This window comes from Pannonibacter indicus (genome assembly GCF_001418225.1).
GTDB classification, from domain to species: Bacteria; Pseudomonadota; Alphaproteobacteria; order Rhizobiales; family Stappiaceae; genus Pannonibacter; species Pannonibacter indicus.
The window spans coordinates 446359-471627 of record NZ_LIPT01000001.1; the positions used below are offsets into that span (position 1 = coordinate 446359).

Below are 25269 nucleotides of genomic sequence, written 5' to 3' on the forward strand. Positions count from 1 at the left end.
TTCCAAGTCCTCTGCTGATTGGCTTTGGGTCTGCGGGTCACGGTCAGGCGCCGCGGGCGGCAAAGTGGCCGGGACTGATTTCCTCGTGGGTGAGGATGGCAGGCTCATCCCCTACCCGGCGGACCGGGCTCGGGATTTCGCCCTCGATCAGCACACCGCCACGCGGACGCGACGGATCGGCGACCGGGACGGCGGCGAGCAATTTGCGGGTATAGGGATGCGCCGGCGTCTCGAAGACCTGGCGGCGGCTGCCCATTTCCATGATCTGGCCAAGGAAGAGCACCGCGACCCGGTGGCTCATCTTCTCCACCACCGCCATGTCGTGGCTGATGAAGAGATAGGCGAGGCCGCGCTCGGCCTGCAGATCCATGAAGAGATTGATGATCTGCGCCTGGATCGACACATCCAGCGCCGACAGGGCCTCATCGGCGATGATCAGTTCCGGGTTGGAGGCAAGGGCGCGGGCGATGCACACGCGCTGGCGCTGGCCGCCGGAAAACTCGTGCGGATAGCGCGCCGCATGCTCGGACCCGAGCCCCACGCGCTCCAGCAGCTCATCCACCCGGCGGCGCACGGCCTTGGGATCGGCGATCAGGCCGTGGGTGTGGATCGGCTCGGCAATGGAGAAGCCCACCGTCTTGCGCGGATCGAGCGAGGCGAAGGGGTCCTGGAAGATATACTGCACCTTCTGGCGCATGGCATGGCGCTCGGCCCGGCTCATCTGCGCGAAGCTGCGCCCGCCGAACAGGATATCGCCCGAATGGGCTTCCTGAAGCTGCTGGATGGTGCGGCCGATGGTAGACTTGCCGGACCCGGACTCGCCCACCAGTGCCAGCGTCTCGCCCGGATAGATTTCGAGTGACACGTTGGAGACCGCGCTCAGCCGGTGCGTCGTGCGGCCCAGAACGTTGCGCCGCACATCGAAGCGCACGAACAGGTCCTTGACCGACAGGAGCGGCGCGCTGTCATAGCGGGCGGTGTCCTGCACCCGCTCCTCCTGCTTGCCCTCCATGCTGCCGTCAGCACCGGCAAGATCGGCGAGGCGCTTGGGGAAGTCCTGCCCCGTCATGCTGCCAAGGCGCGGCACGGCGGCCAGAAGCGCCTGGGTGTAGGGATGCTGCGGGCTGTTGAAGATCTGCCCCACCGGGCCCTCTTCCACCTTGCGACCCTTCCACATCACCACCACGTCATCGGCCATTTCCGCGACGACGCCCATGTCATGGGTAATGAAGATCATCCCCATGCCGAGTTCCTTCTGCAGGTCCCGCAGGATGTTGAGGATCTGCGCCTGAATGGTCACGTCCAGCGCCGTGGTCGGCTCGTCGGCAATCAGCAGCTTGGGACGGCAGGCCAGCGCCATGGCGATCATCACCCGCTGGCGCATGCCGCCGGAGAGCTGGTGCGGATAGCGCTTCAACTGCCCGGCAGCATCGGGCAGACGCACCATTTCCAGCAGGCGCTGCGCCTCGGCAAGAGCTGCCGCCTTGCTGCTCTTTTCATGCAGCATCAGCACTTCGCTGATCTGGTCACCGATGGTGAAGACCGGATTGAGCGAGGTCATCGGCTCCTGGAAGATCATGGCGATCTCCTTGCCGCGAATGCTGCGCATGTCCTTCTGGGAGGTTTCCAGCAGATCGCGGCCGCCGAAGAGAATACGCCCCGCATCAAAGTGCGCACCCATCATGTCCGCAAGGCGCATTACGGAGAGGGACGTGACCGACTTGCCGGAGCCGGATTCGCCCACCACCGCAACCGTGCGGCCCGGCTGGACCGAGAAAGACAGATCCTCGATGACCTTTGTGCTGCCGAAGCGGACGGTCAGGCCATCGATGATCAGGAGCGGCGCTGCGGCCTGCGGGGTTTCCGGGCTCGTTGAAAGCGTCATGCCTTGGCCTCCGGCTGTGCCACTGCGGGCGTGATACGGGCAAGGATTGCATTGGCAGCCTGCGTGGAGCCTGCAGCTGCAAGTCCGGTGATACGCCCGGAACAGGGCGCGGTGACGGCGGTTTCCATCTTCATGGCGTCCATCATGGCAAGGACGGCCCCCTCCTCGACGGCGGCCCCTTCCTCAACGGCCCAATGGGCGAGCGTTCCGGCGACAGGCGCCCGCACCGCGCCTGCGTCTTCAGTCTCCCCAGTTGTTTCACCGGCAACAGGCGCCACTGCCCCAAGCAGGCGCAGGAAACCATCGGGGATCCCCACCTCGACCAGCCGCCCATCGATCTCTATCCGGCCCCGCAGCAGCGGGCGGCTGGCGGGCGCATCAGGGCGGGCCGCTTCCTCCAGTGTTCCGGCGAAATCTGTCTCGATCCAGCGGGTGTGGACCTCGAAGCCGGCACCGGTAAAATCCGGATGCTCCAGAACCGCCCGGTGGAACGGCAGCACCGAGGGCACGCCCTCGATGACGAATTCAGCCAAGGCGCGGCGGGCGCGGGCGATGGCCTTGTCGCGGGTCGGACCATGGACGATGAGCTTGGCGCAAAGGGAATCGAACACTGGCGGAATGAGCGAACCGGTCTCTACGCCACTATCCACCCGCACGCCGGGGCCCGACGGCTCCCGCCAGCGGCTGATTTCACCGGCGGACGGCAGGAAGCCGCGGCCCGGATCTTCGATATTGATGCGGAACTCGAACGCATGGCCGCGCGGCTCCGGCGTCGAGGTGAAGGAGAGCCGCTGCCCCTCGGCGATGCGGAACTGCTCGATCACAAGATCAAGCCCCGTGGTCTCCTCCGTCACCGGATGCTCGACCTGAAGGCGGGTGTTCACTTCCAGGAAGGAAATCAGCCCGTCGGCACTCAGCAGGAACTCCACCGTGCCGGCGCCGGAATAGCCGGCCTCAGCGCAGATATCGCGTGCGGCCCGGTGGATCGTCTCGCGCTGCGCAGCGCTGAGGAAGGGCGCGGGCGCCTCCTCCACCAGTTTCTGGTTCCGGCGCTGCAGGGAGCAGTCGCGCGTGCCCACCACCACCACATTACCATGCTTGTCGGCCAGAACCTGCGCCTCGATGTGGCGCGGGCGGTCGAGGAACTGCTCCACATAGCATTCGCCCCGGCCAAAGGCGGCGACAGCCTCGCGGGTGGCGGATTCGAACAGCTCTTCCACCTCGTCCAGATGCCGGGCAATCTTCATTCCGCGCCCGCCGCCGCCATGGGCAGCCTTGATGGCCAGCGGCAGACCGAACTGGCGGGCAAAGGCCAGCGCTTCGGCAGCACTCGACAGCGCGCCCTCGCTGCCCGCCACCAGCGGTGCGCCCACCTTCTGGGCGATGCGCCGGGCCTGCAGCTTGTCGCCCAGCACCTCGATCACCTGCGGGTCCGGCCCGATCCAGGTGAGGCCTGCGTCCATCACGGCACGGGCAAATTCGGCGCGCTCGGACAGGAACCCGTAGCCCGGATGCACCGCATCTGCGCCGGACTGGCGGGCGATGGCGATCAGCTTGGCGATGTCGAGATAAGTGTCCTTCGGCGAAGCGCCGTTGAGGGCATAGGCCTCGTCCGCAAATTCCGTGAACAGCGCCCCGGCGTCGGCATCTGCGTAGACGGCCACGGAAGCGAGGCCATAGTCCCGGCAGGCCCGGATGATGCGCACGGCAATCTCGCCGCGATTGGCAATCAGCACTTTTTTCATGGAGTGTCACCTGCGCAAAGGGAATAGGCCGTGAAGGGACGGACGGCCCGGAAACGGATGAAGGCACCGGGCGGAATCTGCCCGGCCAGATCAAGATGATGCGCTGCCACCGTGGCCATGACCGGATAGCCGCCGGTCAGCGGATGATCGGCAAGGAACAGCACCGGCTGGCCGTTGGCGGGTACCTGAATGGCCCCGCGCAGCGTACCTTCGCTCGGCAACTCGCCCGTGACAGCCCGCTCCAGCACCGGCCCTGACAGACGCAGGCCTGTGCGGCTTGCCTGCGAGGTCGCGGCCCATGAAACGGTCAGGAACTGTTCGGCAGAGACAGGCGTGAACCAGTCCGTGCGCGGCCCCGGCACCACGTCCAGCACAATGGTTTCCCCGGCGCGCGGCATGGCGAAGGCAGAAAGCGCCTCTGGCTCGACGGCGGAGAGCTTCATCCCGGATGCCGCTCGCAGCCGCGCCCCGGACGTCACCGCAGCAGGACCGATCTGCGCCAGCGTATCTGCCGAAGCACTGCCGAGTACCGGTTCAACCGCAAAACCGCCGCGCAAGGCGAGATAGCTGCGCAGGCCCGCCTTAGGCGCTTCCAGTGTCACACGGTCGCCCGGCTCCAGCGCCAGAGGCCGGTTCATGGCCCCGGAAATGCGCGGGCCCCGCTCCGGCTGAATGGTGATGGCCCGCTCCGCGCCCGTCACCGCGATCACGGCACGGCCGCTCACACGGAAGGTGAAGACGGCTGGCGCGAGTTCGAGAGCTGCCGCGTCTGCCGGATTACCCGTAATGCGGTTGGCCAGTGACAGGCTGGCCCGGTCCGCCGCGCCTGAACGGCTGATGCCCTGCGCTGCCAGTCCGGGACGGCCATGGTCCTGAAACAGCGCCGGAAGCCCGGCACTCAACACGTCCAGATACAGGCCTTCAATCCTGTCCTCAAGCGCGGCGGCAGCAGGTTTCGCAACTTCTGCGGGGATCTTCGCCCCCGGATGAACCGTGGCTCCCGCCATATCACGGAACCGCACATGCTGGCCCGGCTGGAGCAGCGCGGCAGGCTTGCGGCCAAGATCGAACATGGCAAGCGGTGTCGTGCCGATCAGCTGCCAGCCGCCGGGGCTGACCTTCGGATAGATGCCGCTGAATTCGCCCGCCAGCCCCACGGCGCCCGCAGGCACATGGGTGCGCGGCGAAGCGCGGCGCGGCACATGCAAACCGGCGTCAGGCGCACTGAGATAGGCAAAGCCCGGCGCAAAGCCGGGGAAGGCAACGAGATAGTCAGCCTCCACATGGCGGCGGATCACCTCATGCGTGGAAATGCCCAGCAGTTCCGCCACATCGGCCAGATCCTCCCCGTCATAGCGGACGGGAATCTCCACCACCTTGGCCATTCCCGCCTTGCGGGGCATGCCGAGCCGCACAACGGCCTCGGCGGCCACCTGTTCGGCAGAAATGGTCAGCGGATCATGGGTGATCAGCAGCGTGCGGGCCGCCGGAACGATCTCCAGCACCCCGGCCACGGGATCGGCTTCCAGAGCATCAAACAGGGCAAGCGTCACATCGAGACTGGCGAGTTCGAGCAGCACTGCGCCCTCGCGCAGCATCAGCACCCGCATGGACCAGCGCGCCGGCATCTCAGGCCTTGCCTGCCGCTGCAAAGGGGGCAATGCGGTGACCGGCTGCCTCCAGCACCTCGCGCACCCGGCGGGCCATGGCGACCGCATCAGGGCTGTCTCCGTGCACACAGATGGACCGTGCATCGACCGGGGCAAGGCTGCCATCGATGGCTTCCACGGCCCCTTCGGTGACGAATTGCAGCATCCGCCGGGCGACAAGCTCCGGATCATGCAGCACGGCACCAGCCTCGCGGCGCGGCACCAGCTTTCCTTCCGGCGTATAGGCCCGGTCGGCAAATGCCTCGCCAACCACATCAAGACCGGCCGCACGGGCCTGCACGATCAGAGGCGAACCTGCCAGCGCCACCAGCACGAGCGAGGGATCCACCGCCTTGATGGCATGGATGACATCAGCGGCCTGCCGGGCATCAAAGGCGATGGTGTTGTAGAGTGCGCCATGCGGCTTCACATAGGTAACCTGCGTCCCGGCAGCCGCCGCCAGACCCTTGAGGGCGCCGATCTGATAAATCACGTCGCCAATCAGCTCTTCGCTGGACGGATCCATATTACGGCGGCCGAAACCGGCAAGATCGCGGTAGCCCACATGAGCACCGACCGTGACGCCGCGCGCGGCAGCAGCCTTCAGGGTGCGCAGGATACCGGCTGGATCGCCCGCATGGAAACCGCAGGCCACATTGGCACTGCTGACGATGTCCAGCATGGCGCTGTCATCGCCCATGGTCCATGCACCGAAGCTCTCGCCCAGATCACTGTTGAGGTCGATCACCCGCATCTGCCCTGCCTTGCCTCACAACCCTGACAGGAGGACAGCACGCCCCCTTGCTTCAAGGCGTAGCAAAGGCGAACAGGCTTGTCCATATTGTTGAACAATTTTATTGTATTGCACTGCAATGCGGCATGTTGACGCCTACAATTTTAGCAAATACTGCAGGTTTGCACATGCATGCAGCAGGGCAGCCGGCAGTCGCACGCATGCCGCTTGAAGCGGTGCGCAGTGCCTCATAACTTGCGCGGATATCCGATTCTCCGGCCCCGGAACGGGCGCCAGTAGGCCGGATGGGAGAGGGTGGCGGGGCAGCCATTCCGGAGGGAGCACACATGAAGAAACCCGCTCCGGCAGGCCTTGCGGCCCCGGCAGACGAACAGGCGCAACCTCTGGCGGACGTGATTGCCGGGCGCATGCGGCAGAAGATCATCGACGGCGTGCTGACACCGGGCAGCCATCTGTCGGAAGTGCAGCTGTGCGAAGCCATGCAGGTTTCCCGCAACACCCTGCGCGAAGTGTTCCGCCTGCTCACCAAGGAAGGCCTGTTGCGGCACGAGGCAAACCGGGGTGTTTTTGTCGTCACGCCGGACATGTCGACGATTGTGGATATCTACCGCATCCGCCGCCTGATCGAATGCCCTGCCCTTGCCAGCGCCCATCCGCTGCACCCGGCCGTGGCAAAGATGCAGGCGGCCATTGACGCCGCCCGCGCCCACCGTGAAGCCGGCGAATGGCTCAGCGTCGGCAGCGCCGACATCGCTTTCCATTCGGCCATCGTGGAGCTCGCCGACAGCCCGCGCCTATCGGCTTTCTATGCGCAGGTTTCCGCCGAATTACGGCTTGTCTTCGGCCTTCTGCACGATCCGGAATATCTGCATGGGCCTTATGTAGACCAGAACCAGATCATCCTCAGCTTGCTGACCGCAGGCGACGCCAAGGGCGCCGCGGCAAAGCTGGAAGCCTATCTGCAACAGGCCGAACGCTTCATCCTGGGCGCCTACGAAAGACTGGAACGCAAACCGGCGGACAAGCGCTCGCGGTAAAGGAGATGCCATCAATCAGGGACTTCACCCTTACCTGAACACCCCGCCGCTTTCGGCAGCATCCCCCCTCTGGCTGGTTGAACTTGTGGCGCTGGTCATGCAAGTTGCGCCGGCATGCGGAGAGAGAGAACAGAGGGGCGCAATGACCACTCCCGTTTCATATGAAGTTCAGGACGGCATTGCCGTGATCACCATCGCCAACCCGCCGGTCAACGCGCTGTCGCAGGCAGTGCGGGCCGGGCTGCTGGAGGCGGTGGCGCGGCTGGCGGCGGATAGTGACGCCATTGCCGGCGTCATCACCGGCGCTGGACGTATCTTCGTCGGCGGTGCCGACATCACCGAATTCGGCAAGACGCCGCAGCCCCCCTATCTGCCGGATGTGATCAATGCCATTGAGGACAGCACCAAACCCATTGCAGCCGCCCTCAACGGCGCGGCCATCGGCGGCGGCTGCGAAGTGGGCCTCGGCTCGCATCTGCGCATTGCTTCTGAGACGGCCAGGATCAGCCTGCCGGAAGTGACGCTGGGCCTGATGCCCGGCGCAGGCGGCACCCAGCGCCTGCCGCGCCTTGCGGGCGTGGAAGCGGCCCTCGACATCATCACCACCGCCCGTCAGGTGAGTGCTGCCGAAGCCCTGTCCCTCGGCATTGTGGATGCCGTGGTGCCCGCCGCAGACCTGCTGTCAGCGGCGAAGGACAAGGTCCGCGCCGTGGCAGAAGGCTCCGTCAGCCGCCCCGTGGCGTCTGGCCTGCGCCCCCGCCCGGTCGCCGAGACTTCCGTTTTTGAAGCCGCACGCAAGAAGGTGCGCGCCCGCAATCGCGGTGAGGTCTCGCATCTGGCCGCCATCGACGCGGTGGAAGATGCCACCCGCATGGACCGGACGGAGGGCCTCGCCGCCGAGCGCAAGCGCTTCCTTGACTTGATGCAGACACCCCAGCGCGCAGCCCTCATCCACGCCTTCTTTGCCGAGCGCAAGGCTGCACAGGTGAAGGAGATCGCCGGATTGACGCCTCCGCCCTATGCCTCCACAGGCGTCATCGGCGGCGGCACCATGGGCGCAGGCATTGCCACGGCCGCGCTTCTGGCTGGTCTGCCCGTCACCCTGATCGAGCGCGAGGAAGCCTTTGCCGAAAAGGCCCGCTCGACCATCGCCCGCAATCTCGAAGGCGCCGTCGCGCGCGGCAAGCTGAGCGCGGAACAGCACGATGAAATCCTGAACGGCAAGCTGACAACCTCCACCACCTACGAGGCGCTGGCGGAGGCCGACATCATCATCGAGGCGGTGTTTGAAAACCTTGAGGTGAAGACGGACGTGTTCCGCAAGCTGGACGCCATCGCCAAGCCGGGTGCAACGCTCGCCACCAACACCTCCTATCTGGATGTGAATGCGATTGCCGCCGTCACCTCACGCCCGGAAGACGTAATCGGCCTGCACTTCTTCTCCCCAGCCCATGTGATGCGGCTGCTGGAGATCGTGGTGGCGGAAAAGACGGCGCCCGCCCACGTGGCCCGCGCCTTCGATCTGGCGCGCAAGCTCGGCAAGATTGGCGTCTATTCCGGCATCTGCGACGGCTTCATTGGCAACCGGCTGATGATGCAGTACCGGCTTGCCTCCGACTACACGATGATGGACGGGGCCAGCCCCTACCAGATCGACGCTGCGCTGACAGACTTCGGCTTTGCCATGGGTCCGTTCCAGGTGTCGGATCTGGCGGGCATCGACATCGGCTATGCCTCCCGCCAGCGCCGCGCGCCCACCCGCCCGCCGGAAGAGCGGGTGGTGACCTTTGCCGACGGGCTCTATCACCGGGGCTGGCTCGGCCAGAAGACCGGGCGCGGCTTCTACATCTATGATGAGCAGAGCCCCAAGGGCCGCCCGGACCCGGAGATCCTCGCCCTGCTGGACGAGGCCCGCAAGGAGGCCGGCATCATCCCGCGCAGCTTCACGGCAGACGAGATCCAGCGGCGCTACATGGCCGCAATGATCAACGAGGCCGCCCGCGTGCTGGAAGAAGGCATCGCCCGCCGGGCATCGGACATCGACACGGTGCTGCTCACCGGCTACGGCTTCCCCCGCTGGCGCGGCGGGCCACTGCATTACGCCGATACGGTGGGCATCGCCTCGGTGCTGGAGGACATCAAGCGGCTGTCGGCAGACGACGCCTATTTCTGGCGCCCCGCCCCCCTGCTCGTCCGCCTTGCCGCCGAGGGCAAGACATTCGCCGATCTGGATGCCGGAGAGGCGGTATAGAGGCAAAGCGCTTCCATAGGACCGCAGCGCCCCTCTCCCCCCTTGAGGCCGCCAGATTCTCACATCGCGCAGGAAGACGCCACAGACGCAGCTTTGATGCCGGAAAAAGTAAGCAGCGTCAGAATTTTGGTTCTCTGGCTGAGGCCACTCATTTCCCCTCCCCCTGGTGGCTACTGCATGCACACAGCGTACAGAAGGATATTCAGGGATTTGGCACAAGGTGGCAGCCGTTGTTTATCCGGCACAGCCTGTCTGTTCCCTCCCCCTTGAGGGGAGGGGAAACGAGAGGCTCCAGCAAAAAAGGAAGGTTCTGAAACTGCTTATCTTTTCCAGCATCAAAGCAGCGCTTGCAGCCTCTTTTATACGATATGTGAATCCGGTAGCCCACGTGGGGAGGGGAACAGACAGGCCTTGCCATTAAAGCAACGGCAGCCACCTTGTGCCTGAGCCCTGAGACATCTTTCTGCAAGATGTGTGCATTCAGAAGCCCCGCCTCGAAGGAGAGGAATTGGCACCTGACTGCCCCCCCGGATCGGACCCCGCTCTTGCGGACGAAATGCTTCTGCAAATTCCCGTAAAAATGGCTGGCACCGGAAGGGCAAGGCGGTCTATCACAGGCTGAAACCAGCCGGTGGCCCCTCAAGCCCCTCCCCCGCGCCTGCAGCCCGTCAAGGCCCTCCGCCCTGCACAGGACCATGTGCAGAGCCGCCTTGCCAGCGGCAAAGGATGCGGAGCCAGCCAGAGGACCAGCCATAGGACGGCACGCAACCCCGAGGGGCCTCATCCATGTTTCTCCCTGCCCATGTCCGCCAGTCCATCGCAAAGCTTGGTGCGGACAAGTCCAATGGACGCAGTTTCTTCGTCTATGACCTTACGGTCATGAAGGCCAAGATTGCCGCCCTCAAGGCTGCACTGCCGCAGGAAGTCGGCATCTTCTATGCGATGAAGGCCAATCCGAATGCTTCCTTCCTCAAGGCGGCACTGGCGGCGGATGTTGCTGGTGTCGAAATCGCCAGCATCGGAGAGGGCCGCAAGGCTCTGGAAGCGGGCTTTGCGCCGAAGCAGATCGTCTTTACCGGCCCCGGCAAGTCGCCAGAAGAGCTGGAATGGGCAGTCTCAACCGGCATCAAGCTGGTGCATTTGGAATCGCTTACCGAGGCGCACCGGCTGGAACAGATCTGCGCCCGCCATGGCGTAACGCAGGAGATCCTTGTCCGCGTCAACCCTAACTTCCATGTGCATGATGCACAGGCCAGCTTCTCAGGTGACAGCTCCAAGTTTGGCATCGATCAGGAACTCTATTTCGGCCAGCTGCCGCAGATCGCCGCCCTGCCCCATCTCGCCTTCCGGGGCCTGCATGTCTATTCTGCCTCTGGCGTGCTGCAGCTTGATGATCTTCTGGAAAACTGCCGCCGCGTGTTCGAGCTGGCCAAGGAAACGGAAGCCCGCGTGCCCGGCCTCATGTGCAGCACCATCGACTTCGGCGGCGGCTTCGGCATCGATTATCTGGAGACAGGCCGCGGCTTCCGGCCGGAAGCCTACGCGGCGCGCCTGACGGCGCTGATCGCGGAGCATGGCTTTGCAGGCCGCCACTTCGTGCTGGAACTGGGCCGTTATCTCACCGCCGACAGCGGCTGGTACTGCACCGAAATCATCGACATCAAGACCAGCGTCGGCATGAAGCAGATCGTCTGCCAAGGCGGCTCACACCATTTCCGCCGCCCCATCGCGCTGAAGATCAATCATCCGGTGGACGTGGTACGCATGGATGCCCCCGCCATTTTCGATGGCCAGCAGTCGGTGCGCAATGAAACCGCCTTCATCGGCGGCGCCCTGTGCAATTCCGCCGACAAGCTGACGGCCACCCCCGTGCATCTGGAAGCGGCCGATATCGGCGATCTCTTCGTCGTCGGGCTCGCGGGCGCCTATGGCTATTCCATGAGCCATCTCGACTTCCTGTCTCACCCGCGTCCGCAGGAAATCGTCATCGCGGAATAACGCCTCCACACGGACCGCCCCCCCGGACTGGGGCCGGGGCCCGCAAGTCTGCTCAGCCGGCATCCCCCGGCAGGCGAGAGCGCTCTTCCAGTCCCGTGACGAAACGGTCGAGCAGAATAGCGAAGCGGTCGAGATCCTCTGCGCTCCAGTCTGCGGTGATATCGCGGATGAAGCCCTGCTTCACCCGGTCGGCAACGCGGAAATACTCGTGGGCGCGCTCCGTCAACTCCACGACGCTGCGGCGCGCATCCTCCTGCGACACAGTCCGGCGCAACAGTCCGCGCTGCACCAGATCCGCCACCAGCCGGCTGCTGCGGGAGGGGTCGACCCGGATGAATTCGGCAATCGCCCCGACAGTCACCTCCCCCTCGGGCGCGCGGCGGCGCACGGCGTCGATAACATCCAGATGGGTCAGCTCCAGCCCCGGCTCGGTCTGCTGCAGGGCGATGCGGCCAATGATGCGGCGGCCGATCATCATGCGCATGCGGCCGAGACTTGCGGAGATCAACGCGAAATCCTCTTCCTGCCGTCCGCGGTCCTGATCTGCCATCTGCTCCTTCATCCCCTGCCTGTATCGATCCCAGAAGCAGCATAATCCCGCCGCGTGCGCTTGTCACTTATTTGACATTGACACATATATGCGAAAAGCACATATTTTCACAATCATCCGCCGGATGGATTGCGGGGGTCCCGCAAGGGGGGAATTTCTGGACGCGCCATTGCCATGAACAAACATCTTACAGAGCCCGCAGAGCTTGAAGCCGGTGCGGCTGCATCCGCGGCTCTTCCCCACACCACCTCGCCTGAAAGACCACCCCACCCGCGCAGGATCATCATTTTCCTGTTCCTGCTGATGGGCGTCTTCATGGCGACGCTGGATAACCAGATCGTCGCCACGGCCCTGCCGACCATCGTCGGCGAATTTGGCCAGATCGAGCGCTTCGGCTGGGTGGCATCCGCCTATCTTCTCGCCTCCAGCGCCGTGATGCCGGTCTATGGCAAGCTGGGTGATCTGTTCGGGCGCAAATACGTGATGCTGGCCGCCATCGCCATCTTCACGATTGGCTCGCTCACCTGTGCCCTTGCCGTCTCCATGAACACGCTGATTGCAGCGCGCGTGCTGCAGGCCCTTGGCGGCGGCGGCATCATGGTGACGATCTTTTCGATCAACGCCGATCTCTTCGCCCCGCGCGAGCGGGCGCGCTACCAGAGCTATTCCAGCCTCGTGCTGATGCTGTCAGGCGCCATCGGCCCGGTGCTGGGCGGCACCATGAGCGAGCTGTTCGGCTGGCGCTCGATCTTCTTCATCAACCTGCCGGTCGGCATCATCGTCCTCACCGCCCTTGCGATCATGCTGCCCTACAAGCGGCCGGACCGGAAGCCGAAGATCGACTATCCGGGCGCCATCCTGGCCGCCATGGTGACGGGCAGCATCGTGTTGTGGGCCGATGGCTCGGAACTGTTCGGCGGGCTTCTGTCACCCACGGCCCTTGCCGTTCTCGGCACAGGCATGCTGGCCCTCCTTGCCCTCATCCTGGTGGAGAGGCGCGCGCCGGAACCGGTGCTGCCGCTCTCGCTCTTCCGCAACCGCCAGATCGGCCTGCTCCTGACCATCTCGGCGGCAAGCGGCGCCATCGGCATCGGCCTGGTCACTTATTATGCGCTCTACCTGCAGTCAGGCCTTGGCCTCAGCCCCTCGGCAGCCGGCGTGTTCTTCATTCCGCTGACCGCCGGCATCGCCATCGGGTCGCTTTCCGCCGGGAGGCTGATGTCGGCCTCGGGCAACTACAAGATCTTCTCCGTGCTCTCGACACTGACCGGGGTCATCATGCTTCTGGCCTACAGCTTCACCGGCAGCAACACCCCGGCCATCCTGTTTGGGTTCATCATGCTGGCGCAGGGCATCGGTGTCGGCATCGGCCAGCAGGTGCCCGTGCTGGGCGTGCAGAATGCGGCAGACAGGCGGGACGTGGGCGCGGCCACCGGCAGCGTCACCCTCACCCGCATCGGCGGTGCCTCCATCGGTATCTCAATCTATGGCGCAATCCTCTCCGCTGGCCTCGGCCGCCACATGGGCGAGGTGCCCGGTGTCGAGCATCTGGAAAAGCTGTCGCCTGCACAGACAGCGGCCCTGCCGGACACCGCAAGGCACCTGCTTGGAAGCATCTACCAGTCCGCCTTCCAGCCGCTGTTCCTGACAGCCGCCCTCATCGCCGCAGTTGGTCTCGTTGCCGCCCTCGCCTTACGCAACATCCGCCTGCCGGTGGGGGATGCCAAGGGCTGAACCAGTCCGAAGCACAGAAGCAAAAGCCCCCGCCAGAGGGTCACTGGCGGGGGCTTTTCTGTCTTTACGGAGTGATCTCACTCGCCCGGCGTCATCCGCGCGGTACCGTCACGCGCATCTCTCATTTCCCGCTCCAGACGGCTTTCCTGTTCTGCCTGCGGCTTGATGAAGCGGCCGAGCAGGAGATAGGCAACCGGGGTCAGATAGAGGGTGGAGAAGGTCGCAAGACCAAGGCCGCCGACGATGATCCATCCCAGGGCGATGCGGGCCTCAGCCCCGGCACCGGAGGCGAGAACCAGAGGAATACCACCGACGATAGTGCAGATCATCGTCATCATCACGGGCCGCAGGCGGATGTTGGCCGCATTCTCCACCGCCTCTCGCACCCCAAGGCCCTTGTCCCGCAGCTGGTTGGCAAATTCCACCACCAGAATGCCGTTCTTGGCCATGATACCCACAAGGAGCACAAGGCCGATCTGGCTGTAGACATTGAGCGATGTGCCGCTGAAGGCCATGGCATAGACGGCGCAGGCAAGGCCAAGGGGCACAGTGAACATGATGATCAGGGCGCTGACAAAGCTTTCGAACTGCGCTGCGAGCACCAGAAGGATGATCAGCAGAGCAAAGCCGAAGGTGCGGGCCATGCTGGCCGACTGCTCGCCCAGTGTTGCGGCTTCCGCCAGCGGCACGATGCGCCCGCCCGGCGGCAGCAGCGGCGCTGCAATCTCCTGTGCCACCTTGTAGGCATCACCCAGAGCAAAATCCGGGGCAAGGCTGGAAGTAATCGCCACAGCACGCAGCTGCTGCTCCCGGTCCAGTTGCGGCGGCACGGCCTTTTCGGTCAGCGTCGCAATGGTAGACACCGGCACGAAACGCCCGTCGCCGGTGCGCAGGAACACGTTCTCTAGATCCGTCGGGTCGTTGATCGGGTTGGTGGTGGAAACAAACTTCACATCGAAGCTGCGGTCTTCGATGAAGACCTGCCCGACGCGGCGCCCGTCCAGCATCGCCTGCATGGCATTGCCAAGGCCGTTGATGTCGATGCCGAGGTCAGACGCCCGCTCCCGGTCGATGGAGACGGAGAGCTGCGGCTGCGTTGCCTCGGTGGACAGGCGCGGCTGCGTGAAGCGCGGATCCTTTTCCAGCTCCGCGACGATCTTCGCGGCGCTCTCCCCAAGTGCCGCATAATTGCTGCCAGCCACTGCAAACTGAAGGCCTGAACCAGCCCCGCGAATGCCCAGGCTGTTGGGCTGGAACACAAAGGCCCGCACGCCCGGCACATCCCGCACCAGCCGCGACACATCCGCAACGATCTCCTGCTGCGAACGCGTGCGTGCCTCCCAGGGCGCAAGGCGCATCACCATGAAGCCGTTGTTGGACCGTCCGCCCTGCCCTGCGACAGAGAAGGTGCTGGTGATTTCACCACTGTCGCGCAACGGCTGGATCAGCTCTTCAATCCGCGTCATCTGTTCCGCAAGATAGTCAAGACTCACGCCCTGCGGGGCCGAAATCCGCATGAAAGCCATGGACCTGTCTTCGGAAGGCGTCAGCTCGGACTTGATGGAGCCAAACAACACCACCGCCGACAAGGCAAAAAGCAGCGACACGGCAAGCACCACCAGGGGCGCATTCAGACAGGCCATCAGCGTGCGCCGGTAGAGACCAGCCAGACCACCATTCGCCTGTTTTGCCGTAGCAGCCGTCTGCACGCTCCCGGCATCGTCCTGTGCCTCTGTTTCAAGCATGACGGTCTCGTCCGCCCCCATATTGGCGACCTTGCCTTTGAGCAGGCGGGACGCCAGCATCGGACAGAGCGACAGCGCCACCACAGACGACAGCAGCACTGCAATCGCCAGTACGAAGCCGAATTCCCGGAACAGGCCGCCGGTCTGTCCGGGCAGGAAGGACAGCGGCACGAAGACAGCCGCCAGCGTCGCCGTCGTCGCGATCACGGCAAAGAACACCTCGTCCGTGCCTAGAACTGCGGCCGCCCGTGGCCCCATGCCCTGGTTGCGGCGGCGCACGATGTTTTCCAGCACCACGATGGCGTCATCCACCACAAGGCCCGTCGCCAGAACCAGCGCCAGCAGGGTGAGGATGTTGATGGAGAAACCGGCCAGATAGATCGCCGCCAGCGTGCCGATCAAAGCCACCGGCATGGTTACGGCCGGAATAAGCGTTGCCCGCCAGTCCCGCAGAAAGAGGAAGATGATCAGCAGCACCACGCTGACGGAAATTATCAGCGCAATCTCCACCTCATGGATGGAGCCGGTGATGAAGGTTGCATCATCACTGGTGACTTCGATCTTCGTGCCTTCCGGCAAGGTCTGCTGGATTCGTGCGGCGGCAGCTGCAACCCCCTGCGAGATTTCCAGGGTATTGGACTGGGCCGCGCGGATGATGCCAAGGCCAATGCCTGATTTGCCATTGGCCCTGAGCTGCGACTGGCCGATATCCGGCCCCAGCGTAACCGTGGCGAAATCCCCCAGACGGGCCCGGCGGTTCAGGATGATACTCTCAAACGCTTCCGGCGTATCGATGGCCGCACTTGCCCGCACGATCAGATCCTGCGTCTGGCTGGTCAGCGAGCCGGCAGGCGTATCGAAGGCCATCGTGGACAGGGCCGACGCCACATCGCCAACCGTCAGGTTGAGACTGGCCATCTTTGCCTGATCGATATCGATGCGGAAGATCTTGTCCCGGTCGCCGGACAACTGCACATCGGCCACACCGGGCACGGCGGACAGAACGTCTGCGACCTCGTCTTCCACCAGTACCGTCAGATCCTCAACGGACATGCTGTCGGATGTCAGCGCCAGACGCACCACGGGCTGGGCGTTGGAGTCAGCCTTGATGATACGGGCAGCGTCGGCATCCTCGGGCAGGTTGTTGGTGATGCGGCCCAGAGCATCGCGCATGTCCGCCGCTGCCGCATCCAGATTGACGTTGTCATAGAACTCGACCGTCACACGGCTTTCACCGTAGGAGGACGAGGACGAGATCGACTTGACGCCGGAAACCCGCGACACCGCGCCCTCAATGACGCCAGTGACTTCCCGGTCGATGGTTTCGGCCGAGGCGGAGTTGTAGGTGGTGCGGATGGAGATGACCGGCTGATCCACATCCGGCAGTTCGCGCACTTCCACGCCGAAGAAGGCGGCAAGGCCCGCAACGACGATCAGCATGTTCATCACGAAGGCCAGCACGGGGCGGCGGACGAAGAGGGCTGTAAAGCTGCGGTCAGGCTTGTGGCTGGAGCTCATCTTGGCCTCGTTCCAATATCCCGGGCAGCCCGCCACATCAGGTGGTGCGGACTGTGGGCAGGTTTGTCCTCAAAGGCATGACCGCGGCGCAACACAATCGGCAGCTCCAGTGCGGTCATGCGCGGCAGCGGCAGGACGAAATCCAGCCGCCCGGGCTCTCAGGAGCCACTCGGCGCGGCGGCGGGCTTTGCGGCCGTATCACCTGACGGTTTCGGCGCCTGCCGTCCGGCGATGTTTAACGCCGCGCCTTCACGGGCCAGATGCAGCCCTTCCGTCACCACCTCGTCGCCGGGTTTCAGCTCAGCTTCCACAAGCACATTGCGGGTGTTGCGCTGGATGATGCGCACCGGCGTCCGCTTTGCCTTGCCGTCCTGCACCGCCCAGACAAAGGCGCCATCCGCGCCCCACTGAACAGCCAGAGGATCGACCGCGGTAAAAGTCTCGCCGGGGAACCGCATTTCCACCTGGAATGACATGCCTGGACGCAGCCGGTCACCATCGTTCCGGATAGTCGCCTGCACCTGCAGGGTCCGGCTTTCGGTTTCGACCCGGTTGTCCACGGCGCTCACTTCGCCGTTGTAATATTCACCAGGCCTGGCAACGGACACGGCCCTCAGCGGAGTGCCGACGGCAATTCCGGCAAAGCGTTCAGGAACCCAGAAATCCACCAGCAGCTCGGAACGGTCCTCGACGGTGGCAATCACCGAGGACGAGGTGACATAGTTGCCCTCCGTGATCGGCAGGATGCCGACGATGCCATCGATCGGGCTTTCGACCGAGCGGCGCGACAGGGCCAGCCGGGCATCGCGCAGGGCAAGCTTCGCATTCTGCGCAGCCAGCTCTGCATCCGTCACCTGCACCTCGCTGGCCGAATTGGACTGGCGCAGTTGCCGGGTGCGGCCCAGCCGCGCTTCGGCATCCTTGAGGGCGATCTCGGCGCGTTCGGCGGCAATTTCCTCAGCCTCGGAATCAAGCTTGGCAATCACATCGCCACGCTTCACGACGGCACCAGACCTCACAAGAATTTCCGTCATGCGGCCGGATTCGAACGGCCGGACCTCGACGGACCGGACAGCGCGGCCCGTGCCGATGGCGGAGAGGCGGTCGTTGATCGTCTGCTGCGTGACCGGCGCCACGTTGACGATCCCCTGCGGCCCGCGGCCACCCTGACCTCCCCCTTGGCCGCCACCCTGCCCGCCACCGGATGCCGGAGGCGTGGAGGCAGCTGCGAGCCAGCCAAGCCCTGCAGGTGCCAGAATTTCACCTGCACCGGGATAAAACCTGGCCCAAAGGCCAAGGCCAGCAACAATAATGACAAGGCTTAAAAGCGATTGTCTCCAGAGCGACACATGAAACTCCAGTTCAAATTTTCCGTTCGGCCGCCAAGCTCAAAACCGGTATCGCCCTTCTACCATCAGAATATGTAGCGTGAACGTTACACGAGGAAACATCAAAATTTTTTGACTCTGGCGCCAGCGGAAATTTGCGGCAAAGCTGGTCAATCTGGTGGCATTGGGCGAAAAGCCCCGGAAAATTTGTACCAGAATGTATCCGGCGGGCTCATGCCCGCGCGTACTGCCCCTCTTGATGCTGACTGCGTGGCAGACCCGGAAACGCGCTCACGCCGCCGCCCGCTCCTTGGCAAGCGCTGCCAGATCGAAGCCGCAGGCTTCCAGTTCTGCGCGGGAGGGCGGGTTGGGGCCACCAAGCAGCTTGCGGGCCTGCATGTGGGTCTTGGCGTCATTGACCGTCTCGACAGCCGAGAGAACACCATCGCGCAGGCGCAGCACGGCATCCGGCCCAAGGGCAAGGCTTTCATCTCCCGGCCCGGCGAGGCCTGCGATCTGCAGCTTCCAGTCGGTCTGATCCGACCAGAACCACGGCACGGCGGCATAGGGCGCGCCCGCCCCCTTCACGAGACGCCGGGCAATGTAGCGGGCGTGATCGGTGGCCGCCTGCACGCTTTCAAGGCGGATGCGCGCCCCAGTCACCGGATCAGGAAAGGACGCACAGTCCCCCAGCGCCGAGATGGACGGATCGGACGTCAGAAGCTGACCATCCACCGCAACGCCATTGGCAATCTCAAGCCCTGCCTCTACAGCAAGCTCAGTATTCGGCACGACACCTGCCGCCAGGATCACCAGATCCGCCGCGATGCCAGAGCCATCTGCAAGGATGATGCCCTCGTCTGTCACCGCACTCACCGGCCGGCCCAGCAGAACGCAGGTGCCCATGCCCTCGTGCAAGGACAGGAAGCGGGCGGAAAGCTCCGGCGACAGCACCCGAGCCATCAAGCGGGGCGCGGCCTCCGCCACCGTCACCTCGTGCCCGGCAGCACGGGCAACGGCGGCAAACTCCAGCCCGATGAAGCCGCCGCCGATGATGGCAATGCGCCGGGGCCGTTCCAACTCGCCGCGCAGCCTTGCCGCATCTTCCAGCGTGCGCAGATCCAGCGCCCGCTCCAGCCCGGGAATCGGCGGGCGCAGGTTGCGGGTGCCGGTGGCGAAGATCAGATGATCGTAGGAAAAGACCCTGCCGCCCGCATGCACCTCACGGCCTTCGCGGTCAATACGTTCCGCCCGGACGCCGGAAACGAGCGTAACCTCACTCTTTTCGAAGAATGCGGCCGGGCGCAGGTCCAGCCGCGAGCCGTCACCATCCTTCAGATAGGCCTTGGACAGCGGCGGGCGCTGATAGGGCAGGCCAGACTCGGCACCAATCAGCGTGATGGCGCCGGTAAAGCCTTCCTGCCTGAGGCTCATGGCCGCCTGCAGGCCGCCCTGCCCGGCCCCGATGATGACGATCCGCTGCATTCTTTTCTCCTGCCCTTAGAGGCTCACATCTGCTCTTCGGGCATATGCACGACGAGGCCATCCAGCGCCGGGCTGAGCCGGATCTGACAGGACAGGCGCGAGTTCGGCTTCACCTCGGCGGCACCGCAGTCCAGCATGTCTTCCTCGCCGTCGCGCCGCTCTCCGGCAGCGTCCAGCCATTCATCGTCCACATAGCAATGGCAGGTGGCACACATCATGGCCCCGCCGCATTCGCCGACGATGCCGTCCACATCATGAGCCACCGCCGTGTGCATCACGGTGTCGCCCTCCTTGCCGTCCACCTCGGTGCGCGTGCCGTCGTGGTGCACATAGGTCACCTTCACCATGTCTCTCCCTCCTCCATTCGAGACCTTGCGAAACTTGAAACTGCCAGCCTAATTCAGCTTCACCGGCAGATTGATGGGCCCGCGGAAGCCGAAGCCTTTCCACTTCACCGCAGACGGGTCCGGCAATTCCATGTCCGGGAACCGGTCAAACAGCAGCGGCAGCATGATCTGACCGACCGTGCGGCGGGCAATATGGGCACCGGCGCAATGGTGCGGGCCACTGCCAAAGGCCTGATGCGGGTTCTTGTCCCGGAAGACGAAGAACTCCTCGCCGTTCTCGTAAATCTCCTCATCCCGGTTGGCGGAGGCCTGAATGGTCATCACCGTGTCACCCTTGGGAATCTCGAAGCCACCGATCTCCGTGTCCTCAAGCACCCGGCGGGATGAGGCCTGGATCGGCGCCACCCAGCGCACGCCTTCCTCAAAGGCCTGCTCCCAGGCCTCCTGACGGCGCACCTCAGCCAGCTGATCCGGGTTGGTCAGCAGGCCATAGATGATTGTCGCCAGCGCATCACGCGGCTCGTTGATGCCTCCGCCAATGGCAATCTTGATGTTGGCATACATCTGGCCAACCGGAATCGGGTCCGGCGCATTCAGCATGACCGAGAAGGCCGATGCATTGGGCTCTGCCTTGTGGCGGGCCTGAAGCCTGTCGAACAGGGCATTCATCTCCGCATTCGCCTTGTCGCTGGCCTCGAAGGGCTCCGGCCGCCAGCCGAAATTGCCCGCGCCATCAATCAGGATCTGCGACCAGCGCTGCATCTCCTCGTCGGTCGCTTCCTCGACGCCAAGGATATGCGCCAGAATGCGCGCCGCCACCGGGCCGCAAAGATCCGTGAACAGATCCACCGTCTCCCCGCGCGGCAGGCGGGAGACATAGTCCTCGGCGATGGACTGATAAAGCTCCGCCCAGTTGCTGCGGATCACCTTCGGCGTAAAGGCCGGCTGCATGGCCATGCGCTCGCGCCGGTGCTCCTCGCCGTCCTTGCGCATCAGGGTATGGGCCTGAAAGGCCGGCTTCATCGGCGTGTTAGGATCATCGGAGCTGAACAGGGCCGGGTTGTCCTTCACCGCCTTGGTGTGGACCGCCTTGGTCAGGAACGTGCGCTTGACCGAAGCAACGCGGATGACAGGCGTTTCAGCCCGCATGCGGCGGTAGACCGGATAAGGGTCATCCGTCAGCTGTGCAATCGTGGTGGTCTCGTCGAGTGGCGCGAGCGGCATGTGCAGTCCTCCTCCCTTGATCTGCAATCCGTGCCCCCACGAAAGCGCATGCGCCTTGACGCGGCAATGCGGTTTCCCTGATACCTGAAATCGGAAAATTTGATGGAGCGATTGAGAGAGCGCGCCATGCAGGAGGAAAAGCCGGATACCAGACCGGGCACAGGCCGGGCGGGGCCGCTGGGGGTGGATTTTGCCGCGCTCAACACCCTGCATATTGTGCATGCACAAGGCTCCTTCAGCCGGGCCGCGGAGGTGCTGGGGCTGAACCAGTCGGCCGTCAGCTACACGATCGACAAGCTGCGCAAGGTCTTTGCCGATCCGCTGTTCCTGCGGGTCGAAGGCCAGCAGATGCCGACCGCGCGCTGCGAGCAGATCCTCGCCAGCACCCGCACCATGCTGGATGACTTTCTGCGCCTTGCCGAGCCGGACCCGCTGGATCTCGCCCGCATCGAAGGGCGTTATGTCATCGCCTGCAACTACTATGAGCGGATGATCATCATCCCCGAGATCGTGCGCGACCTGCGCCAGGCTGCGCCCGGCTTCAGCATCGAGATCATTCCCTCGGCCGATATCGGCCCGGACCAGCTGGTGCGCTCGCATGCGGACCTGCTGCTTGGCCCCTTCCGCCGCAACGATGCCGCCTTCTACAGCCGCAAGCTTCTGGACGAGCACTATGTCTGCGCCATGGACAAGGAGCATCCGCTGGCGGGCAAGGAGCATCCGCTGGCGGGCAAGGCGCTGACGCTGGAGGACTATCTGGCGCTGGATCATGTCGTTGCCACCTATGGCGGCTTATGGAAATCCGGCTATCTCAGGGAGTTGGAGGCCATGGGCCGCCGGCTGAAGGCCAGCCTTGAAGTGCCCAGCCCGGCCGGCCTGCCGCGCCTCATCCGCACCACCGGCTATGTGGCCACCATGCCGGGCCTGCTGGCGCAGTATTTCTCGGACGAGCTGCACATCACCCCCTGCCCGGTCCCCGCCCCCTTCGACGTGCTGATGGTCTGGACCGAAAGGGTGCACAAGTCCCCGCTTCACCGCCAGATCCGCGAAATCATCGCCCAGTCCGTCAGCCGCACGCTTGGACGCGGCTGAGCGTCAAGCCCCGGCGGGTGCCGGAAACACCAGCGTCACCACCGTGCCTTCACCGGGGGCGGAGAGGATGCGGGCGTCACCGCCGGACTGGCGCATGAAGCCATAGACCAGCGCAAGCCCCAGCCCCGCGCCGCCGCTGCCCGGGCGGGTGGTGAAATAGGGCTCGAAAGCCTTGTCGGCGACATCCGGCGTCATGCCCGTGCCGGTGTCCTTCACCTCCAGCACCAGCATGCCCGCCTCGGCCCGGCAGGCCAGAACGATGCTGCCGCCCTGCGGCATGGCAGCGGCTGCGTTGAGGCAGAGGTTGAGCACCGACTGCTCGAAGAGGGCCGCATCCGTCTCGATCCTCGGCAAGGGCTCCTCGCAGCGGATCTCCACCTTGCAGCTTTCGCCCACGGCAATTTCCAGCACATCAGCCATGCTGCGCAGCAGCGCGCCCACATCGACGCTGGCCGGGGTGATGGGCTGCTGGCTGCCAACGGACAGCATGCTGGAGGCAAGTGCCCGGCCCCGGTCTGCCGCCTTGCGGATGCGGGCGAGGTGGCGGCGCTGGCGCTCGTTGAAGCCGTCGTCCCGCTCCAGCAGGCCAAGGCTGCCGGTGATGATGCCGATCATGTTGCCCACCTCATGACTGACCTGATGGGTCATGCGCATGATGCCGTCGAGCCGCTGCGCCCGCGCCGCTTCCGCCTCCTGCCGGTCGGTCTGCGTCACATCCCGCGCCAGCAGCACGATGCCGCCGTCGGCCTGCCGCGAGAGGGAGATTTCCGTCACCCGGCCGGTGCTGTCCCGGTGGCGCAGGGAGACAGGCCCCGCCAGCAGTCCCGGCTCGCCATCGCCCGGCAGAAGGCGCGGATCAAGGCCAGCGACTGGCGCCACAAAACGCCGCGCCGGCAGCTTGCGGGCAGCGCCCTTGTGGCCCACCAGTTCGATGACCCGGCGGTTCATGGTGATGGGCTGCCCCTGCGGATCGAACAGAGCGATCCCTTCATTCATGCTGCGGAAGGTGGAGCGGATGGTGCGTGCAGCCGCTTCCGCCGTCTTGCGCAGGCGCGTCACCCGCTCCACGCTGTCGCGGAAGGCGCGGAAGGCATCGAGCAGCTGCAACAGCTCGCTCTCCCCGCCCGCATAGGACGGCGGACCCACATCCTTCTGGCCCTTGGCCAGCGCCTGCATGCCCTGCGACAGATCGACAATCCCGCGCGACACCCGCATGGCTGAGCGGATGGAGAGGATGGCAAGGCCCAGCACCAGGACAGCCGCAAGCGCCACTATGATGAGCAGCCGTGTCAGCGCCTCGGAAGCGGCCAGAATGTTCTCGTTGAGGCTGCGGGTCACCGCATCCGACTGGGTTTCGGAGGCCAGCGACAGTTCCCGCGCCACCGCATGCAGCCGGGAAACGGACGAGCGGATCGCATACATCTCAAGCAGATACCGGGTCTGCGCCTCGAACACCCGGTCATAGGGCGCCAGCAGCGCCGGTGAAACCGGCGGCGGACCGGGCACTTCGGCAGAGCCTGCCGTTTCCTGCACATAGCGCCGTTTCAGCTCGCCCAGCTGGAACAGGCTGTCAGACACCGCCGCCAGTTGCACAATCGCATTGAGGCGCCGCCGCACACCTGTATTGGCCACATCGCCCGCCACTGCGATCTCTCCCAGCGCGGCGGCGGCCCTTTCCTTGTGCTGTTGGGCAGCATCCGCATTGGCCGCCAAAACCCGCGTCTGCTCACGGATGGCCTGCAGCAAATCCAAGATCCGCTGCTCCTCCGGCCCAGTCACCGGACCTCCGGACGGCTGGCTGGCCATGGCAGCCAGCAATGTGTCCACCTGCTCCACCAGCGCCCGGCTCTTGCTGGAGACCCGGTAGGGTAAGGTCGCATTCATCAGCAGCGGTGCGCTGGAGACAAGATCCGATACCTGCCGCGACACCAGCGAGGCCTTAGCCAGGCTCGTATAGGCATCCAGCCTGTAGGCCGCCATTTCATCGCGCGCCCGCACCAGCCCGAAGATCGCCACACCGGACAGGCCGAAGACCAGCGCGCAGATGAAGATGATGGCAAAGGGCAGCCGGAAGGCGATGGAGGAGAGATATGGACGGCTCAGGACGCGGGTGATCACGTGTGCGGTCCGCCTGCACCCATATGCAGGATGTAGCCCTTGCCGCGCCGGGTCAGTACATGGCGCGGCAGGTCGGGATTGGGCTCGATCTTGCGCCGCAATCGCAGCACCAGCACATCCACATTCCGGTCGATATGCCTGTCTGTTTCAGCGCCCAGCCGGTCGAGGATCTGGGCGCGGCTGACAGGCATGTCCGGCGTTGCGGCGAGGATCTCCAAAAGCGCGAATTCCGCCGCCGTCAGCGTGCGGCCCGGATCGTGGCGGCAGACGGCACGGCGGTTCTGCAGGTCGATGGACCAGTCTCCCAGAACGAGGGCCGCCCCATCCATACCCTCCGTCATCGCCGCTGCCCTGCCCGTCTCTCTCGTGCTGCTGCCCGGCCGTTCGGTGGCATCTCCGCCGCGCAGCGAGGGGTTCATGCGCCGCAGCAGCGCCTTGATGCGAGCCGTTAGTTCAATGGGCTCGAAAGGCTTCACCACATAGTCGTCTGCCGCCGTTTCCAGTCCCAGCACCCGTTCGGCCGCACTTCCTGCCGCCGTCACCATGATGATGCCAATATCCATGCTGGCCCGCAGGCGCTGCGCAAAGGCGCGGCCCGAGGTGCCCGGCAGATTGTGATCGATCAACACCAGATGCAGCCGCTCGCGCCCCAGCACCTCCGCCGCCGCCTCGGCAGAAGCCGCATGCGCAGGCTCCCAGCCTTCCGCTTCGAGCAGATCGCAGATCAGCTCGGCCATGTCCGGATCGTCTTCGACGACCAGAATCCTCACTTTCTGTGCCAGCAATTTTCAGTCCTCCCAATCACACTA

Annotated in this window: 17 protein-coding genes; 5 read left to right on the forward strand and 12 right to left on the reverse strand. The window is 64.7% G+C overall.

Annotation, left to right across the window (positions count from 1 at the left end):
* Positions 1 to 43: 43 nt before the first annotated feature.
* From ASC48_RS02050 to ASC48_RS02065, 4 genes are read right to left on the reverse strand one after another with little or no spacing between them, the layout of a single operon-like run.
* Positions 44 to 1885 (reverse strand): ABC transporter ATP-binding protein, encoded by a 1842-nt coding sequence (locus tag ASC48_RS02050; RefSeq protein WP_055454131.1) that lies wholly within the window; start codon positions 1883 to 1885, stop codon positions 44 to 46.
* The gene (locus ASC48_RS02055; protein ID WP_055454132.1) at positions 1882 to 3630 is read right to left on the reverse strand and encodes an acetyl/propionyl/methylcrotonyl-CoA carboxylase subunit alpha; all 1749 of its coding nucleotides are present in this window, start codon (positions 3628 to 3630) and stop codon (positions 1882 to 1884) included. Before ASC48_RS02055 ends, ASC48_RS02050 begins: the two co-directional genes overlap by 4 nt.
* Positions 3627 to 5258: a 5-oxoprolinase subunit B/C family protein gene (locus ASC48_RS02060; RefSeq protein WP_141658847.1), complete on the reverse strand. Its 1632-nt coding sequence runs from the start codon at positions 5256 to 5258 to the stop codon at positions 3627 to 3629. The genes ASC48_RS02055 and ASC48_RS02060 overlap by 4 nt, the downstream gene beginning before the upstream one ends.
* A gap of 1 nt (position 5259) precedes the next feature.
* Entirely contained in the window at positions 5260 to 6033 is a 774-nt protein-coding gene (locus ASC48_RS02065; protein WP_055454133.1) for a LamB/YcsF family protein, read from the reverse strand.
* A 326-nt stretch (positions 6034 to 6359) separates the two neighbouring features.
* On the opposite strand from ASC48_RS02065, the gene ASC48_RS02070 reads away from it, so the two are divergent.
* The 3 genes from ASC48_RS02070 to ASC48_RS02080 all read left to right on the forward strand — a co-directional run bounded on the left by ASC48_RS02070 (position 6360) and on the right by ASC48_RS02080 (position 11319).
* A complete protein-coding gene (locus tag ASC48_RS02070) occupies positions 6360 to 7070 on the forward strand; it encodes a GntR family transcriptional regulator (protein WP_055454134.1) in 711 nt (236 codons plus the stop codon).
* Between the two features lie 142 nt (positions 7071 to 7212).
* On the forward strand, positions 7213 to 9321 hold the full coding sequence (locus ASC48_RS02075; RefSeq protein ID WP_055454135.1) for a 3-hydroxyacyl-CoA dehydrogenase NAD-binding domain-containing protein: 2109 nt from the start codon (positions 7213 to 7215) through the stop codon (positions 9319 to 9321).
* A 786-nt stretch (positions 9322 to 10107) separates the two neighbouring features.
* On the forward strand, positions 10108 to 11319 hold the full coding sequence (locus ASC48_RS02080) for an alanine racemase (protein ID WP_055454136.1): 1212 nt from the start codon (positions 10108 to 10110) through the stop codon (positions 11317 to 11319).
* A 52-nt stretch (positions 11320 to 11371) separates the two neighbouring features.
* On the opposite strand, the gene ASC48_RS02085 is transcribed toward ASC48_RS02080, so the two are convergent.
* Positions 11372 to 11869, reverse strand: coding sequence for a MarR family winged helix-turn-helix transcriptional regulator (locus ASC48_RS02085; protein ID WP_244269979.1), 498 nt, complete (start codon positions 11867 to 11869; stop codon positions 11372 to 11374).
* A 174-nt stretch (positions 11870 to 12043) separates the two neighbouring features.
* Here ASC48_RS02085 and ASC48_RS02090 point away from each other — a divergent pair, with 174 nt between their 5' ends.
* A complete protein-coding gene (locus ASC48_RS02090) occupies positions 12044 to 13603 on the forward strand; it encodes an MDR family MFS transporter (protein ID WP_208975494.1) in 1560 nt (519 codons plus the stop codon).
* Positions 13604 to 13680: 77 nt separating this feature from the next.
* Here the strand turns inward: ASC48_RS02090 and ASC48_RS02095 are convergent, their stop codons facing one another.
* The 5 genes from ASC48_RS02095 to ASC48_RS02115 form a co-directional block, all read right to left on the reverse strand.
* Entirely contained in the window at positions 13681 to 16866 is a 3186-nt protein-coding gene (locus tag ASC48_RS02095; RefSeq protein WP_055454321.1) for an efflux RND transporter permease subunit, read from the reverse strand.
* A gap of 158 nt (positions 16867 to 17024) precedes the next feature.
* Entirely contained in the window at positions 17025 to 18215 is a 1191-nt protein-coding gene (locus tag ASC48_RS02100) for an efflux RND transporter periplasmic adaptor subunit (RefSeq protein WP_055454138.1), read from the reverse strand.
* Positions 18216 to 18485: 270 nt separating this feature from the next.
* Complete coding sequence (locus ASC48_RS02105) at positions 18486 to 19679, reverse strand: NAD(P)/FAD-dependent oxidoreductase (protein ID WP_055454139.1); 1194 nt, start codon at positions 19677 to 19679, stop codon at positions 18486 to 18488.
* Positions 19680 to 19702: 23 nt separating this feature from the next.
* Positions 19703 to 20026: a 2Fe-2S iron-sulfur cluster-binding protein gene (locus ASC48_RS02110; protein WP_055454140.1), complete on the reverse strand. Its 324-nt coding sequence runs from the start codon at positions 20024 to 20026 to the stop codon at positions 19703 to 19705.
* A gap of 48 nt (positions 20027 to 20074) precedes the next feature.
* The gene (locus ASC48_RS02115; protein WP_055454141.1) at positions 20075 to 21250 is read right to left on the reverse strand and encodes a cytochrome P450; all 1176 of its coding nucleotides are present in this window, start codon (positions 21248 to 21250) and stop codon (positions 20075 to 20077) included.
* Positions 21251 to 21352: 102 nt separating this feature from the next.
* On the opposite strand from ASC48_RS02115, the gene ASC48_RS02120 reads away from it, so the two are divergent.
* Positions 21353 to 22342, forward strand: a complete 990-nt coding sequence (locus tag ASC48_RS02120) for a LysR family transcriptional regulator (RefSeq protein WP_082439944.1) — start codon at positions 21353 to 21355, stop codon at positions 22340 to 22342.
* 3 nt (positions 22343 to 22345) lie between these two features.
* On the opposite strand, the gene ASC48_RS02125 is transcribed toward ASC48_RS02120, so the two are convergent.
* Both ASC48_RS02125 and ASC48_RS02130 read right to left on the reverse strand, forming a co-directional pair.
* A complete protein-coding gene (locus ASC48_RS02125; RefSeq protein WP_055454143.1) occupies positions 22346 to 24460 on the reverse strand; it encodes a sensor histidine kinase in 2115 nt (704 codons plus the stop codon).
* On the reverse strand, positions 24457 to 25245 hold the full coding sequence (locus tag ASC48_RS02130; RefSeq protein WP_055454144.1) for a response regulator: 789 nt from the start codon (positions 25243 to 25245) through the stop codon (positions 24457 to 24459). The genes ASC48_RS02125 and ASC48_RS02130 overlap by 4 nt, the downstream gene beginning before the upstream one ends.
* Between the last annotated feature and the right edge of the window lie 24 nt (positions 25246 to 25269).